The organism is Macrococcus sp. PK, from assembly GCF_022501545.1.
Taxonomy (GTDB): Bacteria; Bacillota; Bacilli; order Staphylococcales; family Staphylococcaceae; genus Macrococcoides; species Macrococcoides epidermidis.
In genome coordinates this window covers 91,251-110,857 of sequence record NZ_JAEPRF010000015.1, presented here as the reverse complement: position 1 = coordinate 110,857, position 19,607 = coordinate 91,251, and the positions used below count along the sequence as shown (strand labels likewise).

The following is a 19,607-nucleotide window of genomic DNA, read 5'->3' as shown; positions in this document are numbered from 1 at the left end:
CTTTTATATTAGAGATTACTTTTGAAATGGCATACCGAATTGTGTTAACAATTCACGAGCTTCCTCGTCAGTGTTAGCAGTAGTTACGATAACGATATCCATTCCGCGTGTTTTACTTACTTTATCATAATCGATTTCAGGGAAAATTAATTGTTCTTTTACACCTAATGTGTAGTTACCGCGACCGTCAAACGCTTTGTTTGAGATACCACGGAAGTCACGTACACGAGGTAATGAAACGTTTACTAATTTATCAAAGAATTCGTACATTCTTTCGCCACGTAAAGTAACTTTTGCTCCGATTGGCATACCTTCACGTAAACGGAATGTTGCGATTGATTTTTTAGCACGTGTAACCATTGGTTTTTGACCAGTGATTGCTTGTAATTCTTCAACTGCTGAATCTAAGACTTTAGAGTTTTGAACAGCGTCACCGATACCCATGTTTACTACGATTTTTTCGATTTTTGGTACTTCCATCACTGATGCGTAATTAAATTTCTTCATCATTTCAGGTGAGATTTCTTTAATGAATTTTTCTTTTAAACGTGTTTGTGTCAATGTGAGAACCTCCTTCCAGATAATTATTTAATGATTTCTCCAGATTTCTTAGCTACACGTACTTTCTTGCCATCTTCTATTTTCGTACCAACACGTGTTGGTTTATTTGTTTTTGGGTCAATTAACATAACATTTGAAACGTGAATTGCAGCTTCAAATTCAACGATGCCGCCTTCAGGATTCATTTGAGTAGGTTTTTGGTGTTTTTTTGCGATGTTTACACCTTCAACAACTACGCGATCTTTTTTAGGAAGAGCTTCGATTACTGTTCCTGTTTTACCTTTATCTTTACCTGTGATAACGATAACTTTGTCGCCTTTTTTAATATGCATGTCGTAGACACCTCCTCTTTATTAGTGTTTATTATAATACTTCAGGTGCTAATGAAACGATTTTCATGAAGTTACCTTCACGTAATTCACGTGCAACAGGTCCAAAGATACGTGTTCCACGAGGTCCTTTGTCATCACGGATGATAACACAAGCGTTTTCGTCAAATTTGATGTATGAACCGTCGTTACGACGTACACCAGATTTAGTACGAACGATAACAGCTTTAACAACGTCACCTTTTTTAACAACGCCACCTGGTGTAGCATTTTTAACTGTACATACGATTACGTCACCGATGTTAGCTGTTTTACGACCAGATCCGCCTAATACTTTAATAGTTAATACTTCACGAGCACCAGAGTTATCTGCTACTTTCAAGCGTGATTCTTGTTGGATCATTCGAGTTACCTCCTTTATCTAATTTACTTATTAAATGATAATTGATTCTTCAACAACTTCTACTAAACGGAAGCGTTTTGTAGCTGATAAAGGACGTGTTTCCATAATTTTTACGATATCGCCCATTTTCGCTGTGTTGTTTTCATCATGTGCTTTATATTTTTTAGAGTACTTTACACGTTTGCCGTATAAAGAATGTGTTTTGTAAGTTTCAACTACAACAGTGATAGTTTTATCCATTTTGTCAGATACAACTTTACCTGTGTAAACTTTACGATCGTTTCTTTCGCTCACAAGAGTTCCCTCCTATTCCTTAAAAATTATTTTTGTTCAGTTTTTTGTTGCTCGATTTCTCTTTCACGTACAACAGTTTTCATACGCGCGATTGATTTTTTCACTTCGCGAATACGTGCTGTATTTTCAAGTTGACCTGTAGCTAACTGAAAGCGTAGGTTGAAAAGTTCCTCTTTAAGCGATTTTACTTTAGTTTCAATTTCTGAAGTGGTTAAATCTCTAATTTCCTTAGCTTTCATTTGTGTCACCACCCAATTCTTCACGTTTTACAAACTTAGTTTTCACTGGAAGTTTGTGAGATGCTAAACGTAATGCTTCGCGCGCTACTTCTTCAGATACGCCTGCGATTTCAAACATAATACGTCCAGGTTTTACTACTGCTACCCATCCTTCAACTGCACCTTTACCAGATCCCATACGTACTTCTAATGGTTTTTTAGTATATGGTGTGTGAGGGAAGATTTTAATCCAAACTTTCCCGCCACGTTTCATGTAACGAGTCATTGCAATACGAGCTGATTCAATTTGACGAGATGTAATCCAAGCAGCTGTAGTTGCTTGTAAACCATATTCACCAAATGTTACTTCGTTTCCGCCTTTAGAACGACCAGTTGTTTTAGGTCTATGTTGACGACGGTATTTTACACGTTTAGGTAATAACATTACTATTTTCCTCCTTCACTAGACTTCTTTGTAGGAAGAACTTCACCACGATAGATCCATACTTTAACACCTAATTTACCGTAAGTAGTGTCTGCTTCTGCATGTGCGTAATCAATGTCAGCACGTAATGTATGAAGTGGAACAGTTCCTTCTGAATATTGTTCAGCACGCGCGATGTCTGCGCCGCCTAAACGACCTGATACTTGAGTTTTGATACCTTTAGCACCTAACTTCATAGCACGTTGGATCGCTTGTTTTTGAGCACGACGGAATGATACACGGTTTTCTAATTGACGTGCAATGTTTTCCGCAACTAATGTAGCATCCATATCAACCTTTTTGATTTCAATAACGTTGATGTGAACACGTTTACCAGTTAAGCTGTTTAATGCGTTACGTAATTTTTCGATTTCTGATCCGCCTTTACCGATAACCATACCAGGTTTACCAGTGTGGATAGCGATGTTTACACGGTTCGCTGCGCGTTCGATTTCTACACGAGAAACAGAAGCGTCTTTTAAGTTTTCTGCGATATATTTACGAACTTTTAAGTCTTCATGTAATAGAGTAGCGAAATCTTTTTCTGCATACCATTTCGCATCCCAGTCACGAATGATTCCGACACGAAGTCCGATAGGATTAATTTTTTGACCCACTGTATTCCCTCCTTAATGAGATTGAAATTATTTTGCTTCTTCTGTAGTTACTGCTTTGTTTGAAGTTTTTACTTCTTTGTCGCCAACAACGATTGTGATGTGGCTTGTACGTTTGTTGATCGCACTTGCACGACCTTGTGCACGTGGACGGAAACGTTTTAAAGTTGGTCCTTCGTTTGCATAAGCTTCTTTAACGATTAAAGTATCAATATTCATATCATAGTTATGTTCTGCATTAGCTAATGCTGACATTAATAACTTTTCAACTACTGGTGATGATGCTTTGTTTGTTAATTTTAAAATAGCGATAGCTTCCGCTACTTCTTTACCTCTGATAAGATCTAAAACTAATCTCACTTTACGAGGTGCGATTCTGATTGTTCTTACAACCGCTTTTGCTTCCATGGTTATTCCTCCTTATTTGAAATTAGCGTTTAGTTTTCTTGTCGTCTGCACCGTGACCTTTGTAAGTACGAGTTGGTGCGAATTCACCTAATTTATGTCCAACCATATCTTCAGTTACGTATACAGGTACGTGTTTACGTCCATCGTATACTGCGATAGTGTGTCCGATAAAGTTCGGGAAAATTGTAGAGCGACGAGACCAAGTTTTGATTACTGTTTTTTTGCCGCCTTCCTCTAATGCTTCAACTTTTTTCATTAAGTGATCATCGATGAAAGGTCCTTTTTTAAGACTACGAGCCATTATGGCGCCTCCCTCATGTCTTACCTGTCGTTAGCGGTCTATGCCGCTAACTTAAGTAAGTTATTATTATTTTTTACGTCCACGAACGATAAGTTTGTTAGAACGGTTTTTCTTCTTACGAGTTTTCTTACCAAGCGTTGGTTTACCCCATGGTGACATTGGAGATGGACGACCGATTGAAGTACGACCTTCACCACCACCGTGTGGGTGATCGTTAGGGTTCATTACAGAACCACGAACTGTTGGACGGATACCTTTCCATCTAGAACGACCCGCTTTACCAATATTGATTAATTCGTGTTGCTCGTTACCAACTTGACCGATTGTAGCACGGCAAGTAGCTAAGATCATACGAACTTCACCAGATTTTAAACGAACTAATACGTATTTACCTTCTTTACCAAGTACTTGAGCTGAAGCTCCAGCTGAACGTACTAATTGGCCACCCTTACCAGGTTTTAATTCGATGTTATGAATTACTGTACCTACTGGGATGTTTGCTAATGGTAATGCGTTACCTACTTTAATATCAGCTTCAGGACCGTTGAATACTTGTGTACCAACTGTTAATCCTTTAGGAGCGATAATGTAGCGTTTTTCTCCGTCTAAGTAATGTAATAAAGCGATATTTGCTGAGCGGTTTGGATCGTATTCGATTGTAGCCACTTTCGCTGGGATACCATCTTTGTTACGTTTGAAATCAATTACACGGTATTGACGTTTATGACCGCCACCTCTGTGACGTACTGTTAACTTACCTTGGTTATTACGACCCGCTTTTCTCGGAAGGGGCTCAAGTAATGACTTTTCAGGTGACGTTGACGTAATTTCAGCGAAATCTGAACCTGTCATATTACGACGACCGTTTGTTATTGGCTTATAATGTTTAATTGCCATTGTCGTTTTACCTCCTTAATGGTAAATGTTTATTTTTTAGTTTAATTTTAGCTGAAGAAGTCGATTGAACCGTCTTTTAAAGTAACGATCGCTTTTCTTCTTTTGTTTGTGTAACCGCTGTGACGGCCAACACGTTTTTTCTTAGCTTTATAGTTCATAACGTTTACTTTATCAACTTTTACATCAAAGATATCTTCGATAGCAATTTTGATTTGAGTTTTGTTTGCACGCGTATCTACATCAAATGTGTATTTATCTTGTGCCATTTGTTCAGATGAACGTTCAGTGATAACGGGGCGCTTAATGATATCGCGATTTTCCATTAACCAAGCACCTCCTCTACTTTTTCAACTGCACCTTTTGTCATTACTACTTGATTCGCATGAACGATATCTAAAACGTTTAAGCCAGTAGCAGTAATAACAGTTACGCCTGGAATGTTACGTGCAGATAATGCTACGTTTACATCTTCAGCTTCAACGATGAATAATACTTTTCTTGGTAACTCTAAAGTAGTAGTCATGTTTTTGAATTCTTTTGTTTTAGGAGCATCAAAAGTTAATGATTCTAAAACTGTAAATGCGTTTTCTTTCACTTTAGCTGATAACGCTGAACGTAAAGCTAAGCGACGCATTTTTTTAGGCATTTTGTATGAATAACTTCTTGGTGTTGGACCGAATACGATACCACCACCACGCCATTGTGGAGCGCGGATAGTACCTTGACGCGCACGTCCAGTACCTTTTTGCTTCCAAGGTTTACGTCCGCCACCGCGTACTGCTGAACGGTTTTTAACTGCATGAGTACCTTGACGCATAGAAGCTCTTTGTAAGTTAATTGCTTCGAATAATACATGTTGATTAGGTTCGATTCCGAATACACTTTCGTTTAATTCGATTGAACCAGCTTTTGTTCCATCTACTTTTAATACATCATAATTTGCCATTATGTTTGTTTCCTCCTTTCGTGGTTACTTATTTATTACCTTTTTTAATTGAAGTTTGAATTTTTACTAAACCTTTTTTAGGTCCTGGTACATTACCTTTAACTAAGATAACGTTCGCTTCAGCGTCTACTTTAACGATTTCTAAGTTTTGCATCGTAACTGTATTACCACCCATACGGCCTGGTAATGCTTTACCTTTAAATACTTTAGAAGCGTCAGATGCCATACCCATTGAACCTGGGCGTCTGTGGTAACGAGAACCGTGACTCATAGGTCCACGTGATTGACCGTGACGTTTAATAGCCCCTTGGAAACCTTTACCCTTAGAAACTCCTGTTACGTCAACGATGTCACCAGCTTGGAACGCGTCCACAGTGACTTCTTGACCTACTTCGTATTCAGAAGCATCTACGTTTCTGAATTCACGAATGAAGCGCTTAGGTGCTGTGCCTGCTTTTTTAGCATGGCCTTCAGCTGGTTTCGTCGCAAATTTGTTTGATTTACGCGTTGCTTTGTAAGCTTGTTTGTCTTCAAAACCGATTTGGATTGATGAGTAACCATCAACTTCTTCAGTTTTCTTTTGTAATACTACGTTTTGTGCTGCTTCTACTACTGTTACTGGAATTAATTCACCGTTTTCAGCGAATACTTGTGTCATTCCAACTTTTCTTCCTAAGATTCCTTTGGTCATCGAAAGTCGCACCTCCTACTTTATTATTATAATTTGATTTCGATGTCTACGCCTGATGGTAAGTTTAAGCCCATAAGAGCATCAACTGTTTTAGGTGTAGGGTTAACAATGTCGATTAAACGTTTGTGTGTGCGTTGTTCAAACTGTTCACGAGAATCTTTGTACTTATGAACGGCACGGATAATTGTATAAACTGTTTTTTCCGTCGGTAACGGAATCGGTCCTGATACTTCTGCACCTGAACGTTTTGCAGTTTCTACGATTTTCTCAGCTGATTGATCGATCACGCGGTGATCATACGCTTTCAAACGAATACGAATTTTTTGTTTTGCCATAATTTTACCTCCTCTTGTAACGTCTATTTTGGTTTGATAGACTTCTCCACGAAAATTGTCAAACACATCGCCATGGCAAAGCGGCCGGGTGTGTCAGTAACCTCTCGCTTCATCGCTTTTTAAAGTCCAACAGTAGATATAATACACGAATATAAATGAATAAGCAATAGTTTTCATGATATTTGTTAATATATTTTTAAGATTATCTAAATCTTTATTAATTATTAGTAAATATCAAAAATTCAAGGTATAGATATATATGAATTAATTATATATTAAGCGCTTATTATTCTGTATTTAATATAGAAGAAACTTTAAAATGTCTAACTGAGCGTTTTTACATAGAATATGATTATACCATGTTATAATGTATATATAAAGAAAAAGTTCCATTTGTTACTTTTAAATTTTGGAGGGTATAAAAATGAAAAGTCCAATACGTATTATTTTATTGATTCTTGGTTTTATTATGTTGTTTTCTGAAGGGTTTATGGGATTACCTTTCTTAGGAGGTACTTATGTCTTATCTTTAGGATGGGCACCGCTTGGTAGTAATATTTCGATTTACATCATCATGTTACTCATCACCGCACTTGATCGCTCAAATGAAGCGAGATTTTCACTTTCTACAATTGCTGTAGTAGGCATTATTGCAAACGCCATAGCATTCATTCCAGTTGTAGGAATGTTTATGCACTGGTTAATGTTCTTCTTAATGTTAGTTTATATCGGAATCGTGTTAAATACGCGCGAATATAGAGGCAATACAACGCATTACAATAGTCGTCGTGCCGGTGAAACAGTAAGAGAATATAAAAATTAAAAAATTGCGGATTCTAATAGTAGAATCCGCAATTTTTTTATGAATGTTGTACGAAAGCAAAATAACAAATAAAAACTACTGCCATGAAGTACATAATTGGATGCACTTCTTTATGACGTTTCGCCATAACCATCGTAATAGGATAGAAGATAAATCCACATGCAATACCTGTAGCGATTGAATATGTTAATGGCATCATAATAATTGTTAAAAATGCCGGTACTGCGATTTCGAACTTCGGCCATTCTATCTTATTTAAATTACTAACCATCAATACACCTACGATCACTAACGCGGGTGCTGTTACTGCATTCGTAACTACTGACATTAATGGTGAGAAGAATAAAGCCAATGCAAAACAGATTGCTGTAACAACACTTGCAAATCCTGTACGTGCTCCAACTGCTACACCTGCAGATGACTCGATATAAGATGTTGTAGTAGATGTACCGAATATTGCTCCCGTAATTGTCGCTAATGAATCTGCAAATAACGAACGTCCTGCTCTTGGTAATTTATTATCTTTTACTAAACCTGCTTGTGTTGCAACAGCAACTAATGTTCCTGCTGTGTCGAAGAAATCGATGAATAGGAATGTAAGTACAACTGAAATGAATTTCCAGTTTAATAATTCAGAAGGGTTACTAAAAGCATCGAATGCTTTACCGAAAGTCGGCTCAATACTCGGTACTGCTCCAATGATTTGCTTCGGTGCATCGATTAATCCGAACAACATACCTGCAATAGCCGTAATGATCATTCCGATAAAAATACTACCCGGAATACGTTTAGCCATTAAAATTATCGTTAGTACGATACCTGCTACAGCAAGCAATACATGAGGATCATGTAAGTTCCCTAAAGATACTAATGTCGCTTCATTTGCCTGAACGATACCAGCACCTTTTAAACCAACGAAAGTAATGAATAATCCAATACCTGCTGACACTGCCATTTTAAGTTCAAATGGAATTGCATTAATAATCGTTTCTCGAAGACCGGTTATCGTAAGCAATGCAAAGAAGATACCAGAGAATAATACACCTGTTAATCCAGTTTGCCATGGAATATTATATTGTAATACAACCGTGAATGCGAAGAATGCATTAAGTCCCATACCTGGTGCTAAGGCAATAGGATAGTTCGCAATAAGCCCCATAAATAAACAACCGACGATTGAAGCTAAAATTGTAGCAACGAAAACTGCACCCGCATCCATACGCATACTCTCAGGAATACCTTTAACGCCTGCTAAAGATAACATTGCTGGGTTAACCGCTAAAATATACGCCATTGATAAGAACGTCGTTAATCCACCAAGTATCTCTCTTTTATAATTCGTGCCTAATTCATCAAATTTAAAATAATTTCTCATTGTGCACTTCCCTTTTTTAATTTTTATACTTGTATAGTCTAATCTCAACGTTCGGAAAAATCAATACAATTTTATGAATATTAATTTTAATATTCGTATTTTAGTTATTTTTCTTATCCTAAAGTCATATCTTTTAAACTTTCTATAGTCATTATGTCTTAATCATAATGAAAAATGCATATAAATCATTTGAATGTTTTTTTGTCTATATTTTGGGAATACAAAACATAAATAACAAAGGAGGAATTATTATTATGAAATTTAAAATATTAAGTTTAATTCTATCTTCGGCACTTGCGCTTGCAGCATGTAATAATGACGCGAAAGATATTGAAAAATCTCCAAAAGACGAGTCTAAACAAGAACAACAAACAGAAAAAACGGATACAAAAGCAACGGATACAAATGACAAAGACGATAATGCTGACGAAAAGAACGATGCAAAAGAAGAAGGCGACAGTAGCGTAGAAGAACAAGATGACGTAGACAATGAAGATGAACCTACTGAAGCTGATGATGATAACGATAAAAATGAAGCTTCTATTAAATTAGATGATATTAAAGTATTACCAGAAGATGCAATTAAAACTGCACAGAAAAAAATTCCTGGTGATTTAGAAAGTATTTCATTCGATCGTGATAACGGTCAATGGATCTATTCTATATCTTTAATTGATACAAATAAGAAGACACATGAAATTAAAGTAAATGCTGAACAAAACAAAATTATCTCTACTCAAGTAGAAGATGATGAAGATAACGTAAAGACTTTTGATTACGGTAAATTTGTTCCAGCTGATAAAATCATAAAAGCTGCACAAAAAGTTTACAATGGAGATATTAAAGAGTGGTCACTTGATCACGATGATGGTAAATTTAAATATAACGTTGAATTAAAAGGTCAAGATGGTAAATCTAAAGAATTTGAACTTGATGCGAAAGATATGAAAATTTTATCTAAAGATGCATAACACAAAAAGAGCACAGTGAATTTTTTCACTGTGCTCCTTATTTTGGTCATTTTTTATAACAATCCTATCCACTGCCAATACGTCGCACTAAATAACAGGATAAGTAAGTAACCGATAATTGTTAATGCGATACCTGTTTTTAAGAAGTCTTTTACCGTAAATGTACCTGTACCATATGCCAACATGTTTTGTGGTGCTGATACTGGTAATAAGAAGCCAAAGCTGATGACAAATTGCTGAATTAACACAAAACCAATAGCGTTATCTTTTAATCCTAGTGTTGCAGTTAAGGCAATAAACACTGGAATTAAGGCACTCGCTAAACTAGTAGCACTTGCAAAGCCTAAGTGAATGATAATGTTGAACAATGTAATTAAAGCGATTGTTGCAAGTAACGGCATATGTTCTAACCCCATTAATCCAAACGTTTTATCACTTAGCCATTGGGCTGCTGTTGTTTGCAGTAATAAATTTCCTAGAGAGATACCGATCGCAAATACAATGATCGTTCCCCATGGAATTAACTTTTCAACATCTTTCCACGTAAATACACCGACTTTAGGTGTTAACATAATCGCTAATGCTACTAGCGTAATAGAAGAAGAATCAATTGGGTGTAACTTCGCTTCTGTTGCCCAGAAGAATAATAATGCTACTGAAATAGCTATGAGTCGCCATTCTCTTGCAGTAACCGGACCAAGTTCAGCAAGTTGTTTCTTCACCAACTCTTTACCGCCTTCAATTTCTTTCGTTTCAGGCTTAATAACTGTGATCATAATGAAATATAAGGCAATTGACATTAATATTGACCATGGTGCTGCATACATAAACCACTCACCCCAAGATACATCCTGGTTAAATTGTTTATTGATAAATCCCATAGCGACCATATTTTGTGCTGCACCTGTCTTTATACCTACGTTCCAGATAGACACTGCCTGAACAGCAGTAATAACAAGTAAGGCTGCGAGTCGTGATTCTTTTTTTGCACCAAATGCTGTTACCATACCTAATAAAATTGGTACTACAGCACCTGCTCTTGCCGTAGCTGAAGGCACAAAGAATGCGAGTATAATTGAAACAATGATCGAACCTGCTACAACCGCATTTGTTTTATTACCAACTACAGATAAGACAAGTAATGCAAGACGTTTATGCAAATTGGTTACCTGCATTGCAGTTGCTAAGAATAACGCTGCTGCAACTAGTGCTACTGCAGAACTCGAGAACCCACTAAATGCTATTTTTAATGCATTTTGTGTACCGAACATCGCATCTTCAGCTAATGGTTTCCCTGCTACCATTGGGTTACCCATTGCTGCACCTAATTTTTGAATCGGACTAAAACCTATCAACATGATGATCAATGCTACGATCATCATACTGGAAACCGGATAACTCACCGCTTCAGTGACCCACATAATCACTGCAAATGCTAAAATAGCAAGTGCCATCTTAGCCATAATCGGCAAATCTGCTGGTGTCGGTAGTAATATGATAGCAATTAAGACGATAAAACTTAAAATAATCCAATACGGCTTTAAATTCAACTTCTTTTTAACTTCTTCCATAGTAGAAGCCCCCTTAACTTTATTCAATCCTATTGTATCATGTTCTGTGAAAGCGGTAACAATGTTCACAAAATCTACTAAAGATTTAAGTTTTTTAAAGCGTCTGCAAATGGATTGTTAATCGGTTCTTCCTCTTTTTTCATATACTTCTTCATTTCATTTTTCGATACTTTACCAGTTTTACGTGATTTAAATCGTTTATCCATTTGTTCCTGCGTTTCACGGAAACCACAAGTACAACTGTACATCGCTTTCGGACCTTTACCATGTAACGTTAATTTCTTTTTACATTCAGGACAGCGTGCATTTGTTTTGCGTTGCACATTCTTTTTCGTGCCACATGTTGGATCCTGACAAACGAGCATCTTACCATTACGCGTCTTTTTCTCCAACATGAATTTACCACACGTTGGACATTCTGTTGTCGTCAAATTATCGTGTTTAAATTTATCTTCACTTGATTTAATCTCATCGATAATCTCTTTCGTGAATTTGCGCATCTCACCTATAAATTTATTTTTATCATATTTATTTTTCTCAATTAACGTGAGCTTATGTTCCCAATCAGCCGTAAGTTCTGGTGATTTCAACGCATTTGGTGCAAGTTCTAACAATTGTCGTCCTTTATTCGTCACTTTAATATTGCCATTAAAGTTCTCTATCGCATTTAAATTATAAAGTTTTTCTATAATATCTGCACGCGTGGCAACGGTACCAATACCACCAGCAGATTTGAGCGTTGATTGTGCTGTCTTATCAATCTCAAATATGCTACTTGGATTTTCCATCGCTTTTAATAATGTGCCTTCATTTAAATATGGAGGTGGCTCAGTTTCATGCGTTGTTTTATTAATTTTAATGTTTTCTAAAGTCGTGCCTTTTACGAAACGATGATGTTTTTCTAAAGAAGCTTGATGATTTAATGCCTTAAATCCTAATGTTACAGTTTGTTCCTGTTTCGCTACAAAAATAGACCCACCAATATTTACAGTGACTTTTTGTTCTGCGTAGACATTCGGTGGTAATAAATTGCTTAAAAAACGTTCCGCTATCAACATATAGATATTTTGCTCTCGTCCACTTAAGCTATCAAGATTTACACGCACTTCTGTCGGTACAATCGCATGATGATCACTTACTTTAGCGTCATTGATAAAATGGCTGCCGCCTTTGATTGGTGACTTTAATAATTCAACAACTTGTGTACGATATTCAGTTGATGAAAGTGAAGCTACACGATCTTTTAATGTACTTACCATATCAGTCGTTAAATAGTTTGAATCAGTACGTGGATAAGTCACAAGTTTATGTGATTCATATAAATTTTGCATCGTGCTTAACGTTTCTTTAGCAGAATATTTAAATCTGCGATATGCGTCTTGCTGCAAAGAAGTTAAATCATATAGCTTACCTGGATATCGTTTCTTCTCGTTCGTTACAACATCGCTTATAACTGCTTTTTCGGTTTGCAATGCTTTAATAAGTTCGTCTACAACTGTTTCATCAAAGATTCTATTTGGTGACTGCCAGTTAAAAGTCACCCCATCAACAACAATATTTAAACCATAATATTTTCTTGGTTGAAATTGATTGATAGCATCTTGTCTGATTTTCACCATTTGTAATGTAGGCGTTTGTACACGTCCAGTTGAAAGTTGCGCATCATATTTCGTCGTCAAAGCACGTGTTGCATTAATACCAACAATCCAGTCTGCCTCACTACGCGCAAGTGCGGCTTGATATAAACCATGATACGCACTCCCCGGCTTTAGCTTTTTAAATCCTTCACGGATTGCTCCATCTGTAACTGATGAAATCCATAAACGTTTAACAGGTTTATTCCCTTTACATTTCTCTAATATTAAACGCGCTACAAGCTCTCCTTCACGACCCGCATCTGTCGCGATGATTACTTCATTCACATCTTGACGTTCAATCTGACTTTTTACGACGTTAAACTGCTTACGCGTCTTACCGATTACTACTGATTTCATACGTTCAGGTAATATCGGAAGATCTTTCATATCCCAAGTCTTATATTTACTATCATATTGCTCAGGGTCTGCATTTGTCACTAAGTGACCTAATGCCCATGTTACGATATACTGATTGTTCTCCATATATCCATTTTTCTTTTGATTACAATTCAATACACGCGCTATATCACGTGCTACTGAAGGCTTTTCAGCAAGTACTACTGATTTCATATTATCCGTCCTATTCTCTATTGATTTCTTAAATTATAACAGATTTTTAGAATCATCTGTTTTTTTGATATTTACAATTGTTATTTAATAATGACTCCGTTATGCTTAAATAAAATAAGGAGGGGATGTATTGAAGTCACTTCATTTCCCGGAAAATGTTGAATACTTAATCTGTTCGGATTTTGACGAAACGTTCTTCGCGCATGATTTAAGTAATCCTGAAGATGTACTCGCACTAGACGCATTTTTAGAACAAAATGTTGTAGCTAAAGGTATTCTTTTCGGCATTATTTCTGCCAGCACTAAAGAAATGATAGAAGCTTGTTTTGATAAAGGAAATTACAGACACTATCCACATTTTATTTCAACTAATTCAGGCACTGAGATATATTATGTAAAAAATAATAAACTGATTAGAGATGAAACTTATCATAACAAATTTCAGCAATTAAATTTTGATAAAAGCGTCATTCTCAATATAGAAGAACAACTTAAGCAACAAAATATAGACTTAATCACACAAACCCCTTTTGAAAATGCACCATTTTCTCGTAACTATTATTACTGCTCATTAGGAGAACTGGATGCAGAAAATATTGATATAATTAAGACAACTGGTAAAAAACATAATTTTATCGTGAACGTTAGTAAGTGTAATCCTAAAATTGGTGACCCGGAAAATCATTATGATGTGGATTTCTATCCATCAATTGCCGGTAAACATGCAGTCGTACAATATTTAATGGATAAATTCAATATTGATAGAGACCATACCTTTGCTTTTGGCGATAGTGGGAACGACTTATTAATGCTAAACAGTGTCAAACATGGGTATTTAGTAAGTAACGCAACTGAAGAAGCAAAATCTAAATATAAACACCATACCAATTCACCATATAATAGAGGCATATTAGAAGGACTACAGCATTATTTCAAGGAGTGAAAGACTTGTACATTTCTCAAATGAAAGATATACAATTATTAGCTGATTTCTTGTTCCAATTAAACCAGGATAGTAAACACCACGTAGGAAACATACGTGTCACAAAACAAAGTATTATCGATCAACTTAATAATATTGATCCGGAAGATATGTTACAAATTACTGAGGGTGATGAAATCATCGCCGCATTTGGTATGGAACATATTAATGAAACTGAAGCAAATATTCTTGGTCCAATTACTACAAAAACAGATAAAGAAACCCTTAATATGATAGATGTCATGTGGCAGGATTTCTTACGCAATCATCCAAGTACAACAACGTATTATTTCAGTTTCCATGAAGAACATCGATTTGGTCAGGCTGTTATGAAACATCTCCGCACTCAATATTTAGGCACAACATATACGATGGAAGCTGAAGAAAATAAAACGACAGCTATCGCACCACAAATCATCAAGTATAAACCTATTTATAAAAAAAGTTTTACTCGTCTTATGAAAGATTTACAGGTAGACTATAAAGCTAAATGCGAGAAGATATTATCTACAGTTGGACAAACACATGAACTTTACCTTTATTTAAATGAAGGACTTGTTAAAGCTTGTATATGGATTCAAATCAACGACGATGATGTTTGTAATATCGAATATTTAGCGACACATCCACAGTACCGAAATAAAGGTATCGGTCATGAGCTTGTGTCTTTTGCCGTAGATCATGCCTTCAACAAACATCACGCAAAGCGCGTACAGATTTCCGTGAAAAGCAAGCGTGAAAAGAATATCGCTTTCTATGAAGCGATTGGATTTAAGAAAATCAATGAAATGAATCATTTTAAATATACAATAGAGTAAAATACACCATCTCATTATATATATTAAAATCGGGGTAGATTTTATAAACTATTTTTTAGTTAATAAAGTTACCTCGATTTTTTCGATTAAAGATACTCGTTTTAGTAAAAATAATTAAGGGTAAAAGATAGTTATCGATATAGAGAGAAGGAGTGAATATATGGATTTATTAATTGCATTACTCCCTGCATTACTATGGGGAAGTGTTGTACTCATAAACGTTAAAGTGGGTGGTTCTCCGTATGAACAAATTATGGGTACAGTATTAGGTGCATTCATTATCGGTACAATTACATACTTTATAGTACAACCTGAATTAAATTTGAAAATACTAGCAGTAGGTATTATTTCTGGTGCTTTTTGGGCACTTGGTCAAGGTAATCAGCTTAAAAGTGTTGAACTGATAGGTGTTTCAAAAACAATGCCTATTTCAACTGGTTTACAACTTGTGAGTACTACGTTAATTTCTGTACTTTTCTTTAACGAATGGACAACTACAAAAGCAGTAGTACTAGGCATAGCCGCATTATTATTTCTTGTTATCGGAGTCATTTTAACTTCATTAAAAGGTGACAATGAAGATGGTGGTAATAATAACTATAAGAAAGCTTTGCCCATACTTATAATTTCTACAATCGGTTATGTTACATACGTTGTCATCGGACAATTCTTCGGAGTTGAAGGATGGGATGCTCTATTTCCACAGGCTATCGGTATGGTGATTGGTGGTATTTTATTAAGTTTCAAACACCAGCCTAAAAAGAAAAATGTTTTAAAAAATATTATCCCTGGTGTTGTATGGGCACTTGGTAATATGGCTTTGTTCTATTCACAACCAAAAGTCGGTGTTGCAACCAGTTTCTCATTCTCACAAATGTTAGTCGTCGTTTCAACATTGGGCGGTATTTTTATTTTAAAAGAAAAGAAGACAAAGAAACAGTATATCGGTATTGCAATCGGTATTATTCTTATTATTGTAGCAGCATTTTTATTAGGACTAGCTAAAAAATAAATACTGGAGGTTTTATGATGTATAAAGATTTAAAAGATAAGGTTGTCGTTATTACTGGTGCCTCTAGTGGTATCGGTAAAGCTATGGCTGAAGCATTTGGTATTGAAGAGTGTAAAGTAGTCATCAATTATAACTCAAGTAAAGATAAAGCAGAGGACGTTGCTGAAATCGTTAAGAAGAATGGAGGAGAAGCAATTACTGTGCAAGGCGATGTTTCCGTAGAAGAAGACGTTGTTAACATTATACAAACCGCAATCGATACCTTTGGTGGTTTAGATATTATGATTAATAATGCGGGATATGAGAAAGCAACACCATCAGTCGAAATGTCAGCCGAAGCATTCAATAATGTCATGCACATTAACTTAACCGGTGCATTTGTCGGTAGTAGAGAAGCATGTAAACATTTTATCGAAACCGGTAAAAAAGGCAATATCATTAATATTTCAAGTGTACATGATGTCATTCCATGGCCAAACTATGTGAATTACGCATCAAGTAAAGGTGGCATGAAATTAATGATGGAAACGATGAGTATGGAATTTGCACCTAAAGGCATTCGCATTAATAATATTTCACCTGGTGCCATTGTAACTGAACATACAAAAGAAAAGTTTAGCGATGATAAAACACGTGAAGAAACAGAACGAATGATTCCTATGGGAATAATCGGTGAACCTCACCAGGTAGCAAATGTGGCAATATTCTTAGCGAGTGAAAATGCAAGTTATATTACAGGTGAAACAATCTATGTTGATGGTGGTATGACAAAATATCCATCATTCATGGGTGGTAAAGGATAAAAAATTATGAGCGTAAGACAAAGTTAATTTGTCTTACGCTCTTCTTTTATAGCATTATCAACTGAAATATATACAGGATCACAATCGATATCACTATCGTAATATTTGTTATCATACTGATCAGTGGAATAGTCTTATATTTAAATTCAATTGCATACGGAATAATCGCTACACCTATCGGTAATAGCCAACCAATAAGTAGAGTCGTTCTAAACATCTCATTAAACGGTAATAAGAAGTAACAAATCGCACCGACAAATGCCCCTAATCCATAATGGAACGCTAAGTATTTCATTGCAATCGGTAAGTAATACTTATCGATTTTAAAGTTTAAAAAGACACCTAATAAAATCATGGATAACGGTAGATTGGCTTTTGATATGATTTCAAAGAAATCCAGCACTTGAGAAGGTAATTTAAAGTGAATCACATTAAATATCAGCATGATGATATATGTCATTAACGGTACGGTCTTTAACATACTCATCAATAAATATCTAATATCAAACGTGTCTCCCCCTTCACTAAAGTAACTGCCGACAAAGTAAGTTACACCAAACATCATAATAGATCCACCGATATCAAACATTCCAAAGTACAGTAATCCTTTAGCACCAAACATCTGCTCAACCAGTGGATAAGCAAATAATCCAATATTAAAAGCTGAAGCCATCATACCTACTGAGCCACGAAGTTGATTATTATATTTCAGAAACAAAAGGATTGCTAAAAATTTTGCGATGACTGCATATATAATCATGATAATCGGAAGCATAATCAATGATGCATCAATTTCTACCCCGCTTAAAGTCACAATCACAAGGGAAGGTAATGTTACATTCATCACTAAAGTAGCGAGTACTCTTCCATCTTCTTCTTTTAAATATTTTAGCTTTTTCAAAATATATCCGAGCATAATCAAAGCGATAATCATAATAAAGCTTTGTGTCATGATAAACCTTCTCTCTTAATAACTTGTTACAATACTTCTTCAGGTACCCAACCAGTAATACCATCTTTCATAATAAGTGTATACCCTAAGTATGAATCATCAATGATAGCAACTTCTTCTCCAATTGATACATCCATGAAATAATCGGTGTAATCATCTTTTAGACGGTAGCCATCTTCAATTGCTTTAATAAATTCTGTCTTTACCATAAAGTCTATTCCTGTATGTATGTGTTTTGCCTGCGTGAAATATTCATCCCCATCAAATACTTCTATTTCAAAATGCGGATAAGTAAACGTATGCGGCTCCTGATAGGCCACTTCGAAATCCTGAATTACAACCTTTCTCTTATAATCATCTACCGCCAAAGTATTTAATGTGTATGCATCATCTGTATATTCAATGATTAACGCGTTAAGTTGACCACTATATTTCACTTGATTGCCACCATCGATATCAATGATACGTGACGCTTCATTTATCTTAATGTTGTTATTCATAAGTCCATCTTCAACAAAGTTACATGTCGGAAAATGACCGACCACAACCATTTTTTCAGCATCATGCGTTGCATTATAGAAATATGGCATGTTCAGTGCGTTATAACGAGACGTATTCATATAATCATATTGGTCTATACCTGCATGTACAAATATGAAATCTTCTGTTTCAATCATTAAAGGTAAATCACGAACGATATCATGAATGTAACTAAAATGCTTACGCACGTCCTTAGCCATATCACTTTGTGATTCATAATCATCCAGTGTCTTACCGAGTTTATCCAGCGCTTCATGTACAAGTGTATGACGGCGTTTCATATAATTGTACAAATAATCTTCTTCTAATTCATCGAAGATACAGTCACAATTCCCGAGAACCATGTGAACATGTTCATTTTTCAATAATTCTCCTACAAATTCAACGAGTGCTATACTTTTAGGACCTTTATCGATAATATCACCTAAAATAATGAGCCGATCATCTTCTGTATACGCTACTTTTAAAAGCAAATCTTTAAATAAATCTATATTGCCATGAATATCTGAGACAACGATTGTACGTCTATCTTTAATTGACATTGTCATGTAGTTATCTTTAATCTTCATCGGTAATCCGACTCACTTTCGCATTGATTAATTGTATGAGTTCATCTACATTAACTTTCATCTGGATACCTATTTGCCCTGCACTGACAATAATTTTCTCATGTGTTTGAGCAGATGCATCAATTACAGTGGGAAATTGTTTTTTCATACCTACCGGTGAACAGCCACCACGAATATAACCTGTTGTTTTTTCTAGATTTTTTACAGCAAGCATTTCTAACTTCTTCTCACCAACTACTTTACTGACAGCTTTAATATTAAGCGTTGCTTCAACTGGAATAACAGCGACATAATAATTATTTTTACCTTGTAGTACTAATGTTTTATATACTTCTTCAACTGGTTGGCCAATTTTATTCGCTACGGTAATCCCATCAACTTGATCTTCTTCTATCGAATATGTGAACGTTTCATAAGAAATTTTCTTTTGATCAAGTTTTCTTAATGCGTTTGTTTTTACTTTTTTACTCATATACATGCCTCCAATATTCTTGTCACTTTAT

At 35.6% G+C, this 19,607-nt stretch carries 26 protein-coding genes; 6 read left to right on the top strand and 20 right to left on the bottom strand.

The window, feature by feature from the left end; translation table 11 throughout:
• Window positions 1-15: 15 nt before the first annotated feature.
• The 14 genes from rplE to rpsJ all read right to left on the bottom strand — a co-directional run bounded on the left by rplE (window position 16) and on the right by rpsJ (window position 6,481).
• Window positions 16-561, bottom strand: a complete 546-nt coding sequence (gene rplE, locus JJJ02_RS09625; protein ID WP_096077493.1) for a 50S ribosomal protein L5 — start codon at window positions 559-561, stop codon at window positions 16-18.
• A 23-nt stretch (window positions 562-584) separates the two neighbouring features.
• Entirely contained in the window at window positions 585-893 is a 309-nt protein-coding gene (gene rplX / locus JJJ02_RS09620) for a 50S ribosomal protein L24 (protein ID WP_099578983.1), read from the bottom strand.
• A gap of 31 nt (window positions 894-924) precedes the next feature.
• Complete coding sequence (rplN, locus tag JJJ02_RS09615) at window positions 925-1,293, bottom strand: 50S ribosomal protein L14 (RefSeq protein WP_086041702.1); 369 nt, start codon at window positions 1,291-1,293, stop codon at window positions 925-927.
• Between the two features lie 30 nt (window positions 1,294-1,323).
• Window positions 1,324-1,587: a 30S ribosomal protein S17 gene (gene rpsQ, locus JJJ02_RS09610; RefSeq protein WP_096077495.1), complete on the bottom strand. Its 264-nt coding sequence runs from the start codon at window positions 1,585-1,587 to the stop codon at window positions 1,324-1,326.
• 26 nt (window positions 1,588-1,613) lie between these two features.
• A complete protein-coding gene (gene rpmC, locus JJJ02_RS09605; RefSeq protein WP_041635771.1) occupies window positions 1,614-1,826 on the bottom strand; it encodes a 50S ribosomal protein L29 in 213 nt (70 codons plus the stop codon).
• Complete coding sequence (gene rplP, locus JJJ02_RS09600) at window positions 1,816-2,250, bottom strand: 50S ribosomal protein L16 (RefSeq protein WP_086041700.1); 435 nt, start codon at window positions 2,248-2,250, stop codon at window positions 1,816-1,818. The genes rpmC and rplP overlap by 11 nt, the downstream gene beginning before the upstream one ends.
• 2 nt (window positions 2,251-2,252) lie before the next feature.
• Entirely contained in the window at window positions 2,253-2,906 is a 654-nt protein-coding gene (rpsC, locus tag JJJ02_RS09595) for a 30S ribosomal protein S3 (RefSeq protein WP_096077496.1), read from the bottom strand.
• 27 nt (window positions 2,907-2,933) lie between these two features.
• Window positions 2,934-3,311 carry a 50S ribosomal protein L22 gene (rplV, locus tag JJJ02_RS09590; RefSeq protein ID WP_240838699.1) on the bottom strand — a complete coding sequence of 126 codons (378 nt, stop codon included), beginning with the start codon at window positions 3,309-3,311 and terminating at the stop codon, window positions 2,934-2,936.
• A gap of 22 nt (window positions 3,312-3,333) precedes the next feature.
• Window positions 3,334-3,612 (bottom strand): 30S ribosomal protein S19, encoded by a 279-nt coding sequence (rpsS, locus tag JJJ02_RS09585; RefSeq protein WP_012656110.1) that lies wholly within the window; start codon window positions 3,610-3,612, stop codon window positions 3,334-3,336.
• Window positions 3,613-3,678: 66 nt separating this feature from the next.
• On the bottom strand, window positions 3,679-4,509 hold the full coding sequence (gene rplB, locus JJJ02_RS09580) for a 50S ribosomal protein L2 (RefSeq protein WP_096077499.1): 831 nt from the start codon (window positions 4,507-4,509) through the stop codon (window positions 3,679-3,681).
• Window positions 4,510-4,556: 47 nt separating this feature from the next.
• Window positions 4,557-4,832 carry a 50S ribosomal protein L23 gene (rplW, locus tag JJJ02_RS09575; protein ID WP_096077500.1) on the bottom strand — a complete coding sequence of 92 codons (276 nt, stop codon included), beginning with the start codon at window positions 4,830-4,832 and terminating at the stop codon, window positions 4,557-4,559.
• On the bottom strand, window positions 4,832-5,455 hold the full coding sequence (rplD, locus tag JJJ02_RS09570) for a 50S ribosomal protein L4 (RefSeq protein ID WP_099578989.1): 624 nt from the start codon (window positions 5,453-5,455) through the stop codon (window positions 4,832-4,834). Before rplD ends, rplW begins: the two co-directional genes overlap by 1 nt.
• Window positions 5,456-5,483: 28 nt before the next feature.
• On the bottom strand, window positions 5,484-6,146 hold the full coding sequence (rplC, locus tag JJJ02_RS09565) for a 50S ribosomal protein L3 (protein WP_099578991.1): 663 nt from the start codon (window positions 6,144-6,146) through the stop codon (window positions 5,484-5,486).
• 26 nt (window positions 6,147-6,172) lie between these two features.
• Window positions 6,173-6,481, bottom strand: coding sequence for a 30S ribosomal protein S10 (gene rpsJ, locus JJJ02_RS09560; protein WP_096077503.1), 309 nt, complete (start codon window positions 6,479-6,481; stop codon window positions 6,173-6,175).
• A gap of 424 nt (window positions 6,482-6,905) precedes the next feature.
• Between rpsJ and JJJ02_RS09555 the strand changes: the two genes are divergently transcribed.
• Window positions 6,906-7,304, top strand: a complete 399-nt coding sequence (locus JJJ02_RS09555; protein ID WP_096077504.1) for a hypothetical protein — start codon at window positions 6,906-6,908, stop codon at window positions 7,302-7,304.
• Between the two features lie 37 nt (window positions 7,305-7,341).
• On the opposite strand, the gene JJJ02_RS09550 is transcribed toward JJJ02_RS09555, so the two are convergent.
• A complete protein-coding gene (locus JJJ02_RS09550) occupies window positions 7,342-8,679 on the bottom strand; it encodes an NCS2 family permease (RefSeq protein ID WP_240838696.1) in 1,338 nt (445 codons plus the stop codon).
• A 254-nt stretch (window positions 8,680-8,933) separates the two neighbouring features.
• On the opposite strand from JJJ02_RS09550, the gene JJJ02_RS09545 reads away from it, so the two are divergent.
• Window positions 8,934-9,650 carry a PepSY domain-containing protein gene (locus JJJ02_RS09545; protein WP_240838693.1) on the top strand — a complete coding sequence of 239 codons (717 nt, stop codon included), beginning with the start codon at window positions 8,934-8,936 and terminating at the stop codon, window positions 9,648-9,650.
• A gap of 53 nt (window positions 9,651-9,703) precedes the next feature.
• Here the strand turns inward: JJJ02_RS09545 and JJJ02_RS09540 are convergent, their stop codons facing one another.
• Together JJJ02_RS09540 and JJJ02_RS09535 are read right to left on the bottom strand one after the other, a co-directional pair.
• Window positions 9,704-11,221 carry an SLC13 family permease gene (locus JJJ02_RS09540; RefSeq protein WP_111716803.1) on the bottom strand — a complete coding sequence of 506 codons (1,518 nt, stop codon included), beginning with the start codon at window positions 11,219-11,221 and terminating at the stop codon, window positions 9,704-9,706.
• Between the two features lie 77 nt (window positions 11,222-11,298).
• Window positions 11,299-13,428, bottom strand: a complete 2,130-nt coding sequence (locus JJJ02_RS09535; protein ID WP_240838690.1) for a DNA topoisomerase III — start codon at window positions 13,426-13,428, stop codon at window positions 11,299-11,301.
• A 130-nt stretch (window positions 13,429-13,558) separates the two neighbouring features.
• On the opposite strand from JJJ02_RS09535, the gene JJJ02_RS09530 reads away from it, so the two are divergent.
• From JJJ02_RS09530 to JJJ02_RS09515, 4 genes are all read left to right on the top strand, one after another.
• Window positions 13,559-14,371, top strand: coding sequence for an HAD-IIB family hydrolase (locus JJJ02_RS09530; RefSeq protein WP_239242028.1), 813 nt, complete (start codon window positions 13,559-13,561; stop codon window positions 14,369-14,371).
• Window positions 14,372-14,376: 5 nt separating this feature from the next.
• Window positions 14,377-15,228 (top strand): GNAT family N-acetyltransferase, encoded by an 852-nt coding sequence (locus JJJ02_RS09525; RefSeq protein ID WP_239242029.1) that lies wholly within the window; start codon window positions 14,377-14,379, stop codon window positions 15,226-15,228.
• Window positions 15,229-15,388: 160 nt separating this feature from the next.
• Window positions 15,389-16,240 carry a GRP family sugar transporter gene (locus tag JJJ02_RS09520; protein WP_111745204.1) on the top strand — a complete coding sequence of 284 codons (852 nt, stop codon included), beginning with the start codon at window positions 15,389-15,391 and terminating at the stop codon, window positions 16,238-16,240.
• A 17-nt stretch (window positions 16,241-16,257) separates the two neighbouring features.
• A complete protein-coding gene (locus JJJ02_RS09515) occupies window positions 16,258-17,043 on the top strand; it encodes a glucose 1-dehydrogenase (protein WP_239242030.1) in 786 nt (261 codons plus the stop codon).
• A gap of 46 nt (window positions 17,044-17,089) precedes the next feature.
• Here the strand turns inward: JJJ02_RS09515 and JJJ02_RS09510 are convergent, their stop codons facing one another.
• From JJJ02_RS09510 to ybaK, 3 genes are read right to left on the bottom strand one after another with little or no spacing between them, the layout of a single operon-like run.
• Window positions 17,090-17,995: an AEC family transporter gene (locus tag JJJ02_RS09510; RefSeq protein WP_239242031.1), complete on the bottom strand. Its 906-nt coding sequence runs from the start codon at window positions 17,993-17,995 to the stop codon at window positions 17,090-17,092.
• 26 nt (window positions 17,996-18,021) lie between these two features.
• Entirely contained in the window at window positions 18,022-19,104 is a 1,083-nt protein-coding gene (locus JJJ02_RS09505) for a metallophosphoesterase (protein WP_239242032.1), read from the bottom strand.
• Entirely contained in the window at window positions 19,094-19,576 is a 483-nt protein-coding gene (gene ybaK, locus JJJ02_RS09500) for a Cys-tRNA(Pro) deacylase (protein ID WP_239242034.1), read from the bottom strand. The genes JJJ02_RS09505 and ybaK overlap by 11 nt, the downstream gene beginning before the upstream one ends.
• Window positions 19,577-19,607: the final 31 nt, after the last annotated feature.

Bases quoted from the DNA above. Each gene is read 5' to 3' on its own strand.
- rplX (WP_099578983.1), bottom strand. From the start codon at position 893: ATGCATATTAAAAAAGGCGACAAAGTTATCGTTATCACAGGTAAAGAT.
- rplN (WP_086041702.1), bottom strand. From the start codon at position 1,293: ATGATCCAACAAGAATCACGCTTGAAAGTAGCAGATAACTCTGGTGCT.
- rpmC (WP_041635771.1), bottom strand. From the start codon at position 1,826: ATGAAAGCTAAGGAAATTAGAGATTTAACCACTTCAGAAATTGAAACT.
- rplP (WP_086041700.1), bottom strand. From the start codon at position 2,250: ATGTTATTACCTAAACGTGTAAAATACCGTCGTCAACATAGACCTAAA.
- rplV (WP_240838699.1), bottom strand. From the start codon at position 3,311: ATGGAAGCAAAAGCGGTTGTAAGAACAATCAGAATCGCACCTCGTAAA.
- rpsS (WP_012656110.1), bottom strand. From the start codon at position 3,612: ATGGCTCGTAGTCTTAAAAAAGGACCTTTCATCGATGATCACTTAATG.
- rplB (WP_096077499.1), bottom strand. From the start codon at position 4,509: ATGGCAATTAAACATTATAAGCCAATAACAAACGGTCGTCGTAATATG.
- rplW (WP_096077500.1), bottom strand. From the start codon at position 4,832: ATGGAAAATCGCGATATCATTAAGCGCCCCGTTATCACTGAACGTTCA.
- rplD (WP_099578989.1), bottom strand. From the start codon at position 5,455: ATGGCAAATTATGATGTATTAAAAGTAGATGGAACAAAAGCTGGTTCA.
- rplC (WP_099578991.1), bottom strand. From the start codon at position 6,146: ATGACCAAAGGAATCTTAGGAAGAAAAGTTGGAATGACACAAGTATTC.
- rpsJ (WP_096077503.1), bottom strand. From the start codon at position 6,481: ATGGCAAAACAAAAAATTCGTATTCGTTTGAAAGCGTATGATCACCGC.
- JJJ02_RS09555 (WP_096077504.1), top strand. From the start codon at position 6,906: ATGAAAAGTCCAATACGTATTATTTTATTGATTCTTGGTTTTATTATG.
- JJJ02_RS09550 (WP_240838696.1), bottom strand. From the start codon at position 8,679: ATGAGAAATTATTTTAAATTTGATGAATTAGGCACGAATTATAAAAGA.
- JJJ02_RS09545 (WP_240838693.1), top strand. From the start codon at position 8,934: ATGAAATTTAAAATATTAAGTTTAATTCTATCTTCGGCACTTGCGCTT.
- JJJ02_RS09540 (WP_111716803.1), bottom strand. From the start codon at position 11,221: ATGGAAGAAGTTAAAAAGAAGTTGAATTTAAAGCCGTATTGGATTATT.
- JJJ02_RS09535 (WP_240838690.1), bottom strand. From the start codon at position 13,428: ATGAAATCAGTAGTACTTGCTGAAAAGCCTTCAGTAGCACGTGATATA.
- JJJ02_RS09520 (WP_111745204.1), top strand. From the start codon at position 15,389: ATGGATTTATTAATTGCATTACTCCCTGCATTACTATGGGGAAGTGTT.
- JJJ02_RS09515 (WP_239242030.1), top strand. From the start codon at position 16,258: ATGTATAAAGATTTAAAAGATAAGGTTGTCGTTATTACTGGTGCCTCT.
- JJJ02_RS09510 (WP_239242031.1), bottom strand. From the start codon at position 17,995: ATGACACAAAGCTTTATTATGATTATCGCTTTGATTATGCTCGGATAT.
- JJJ02_RS09505 (WP_239242032.1), bottom strand. From the start codon at position 19,104: ATGAAGATTAAAGATAACTACATGACAATGTCAATTAAAGATAGACGT.
- ybaK (WP_239242034.1), bottom strand. From the start codon at position 19,576: ATGAGTAAAAAAGTAAAAACAAACGCATTAAGAAAACTTGATCAAAAG.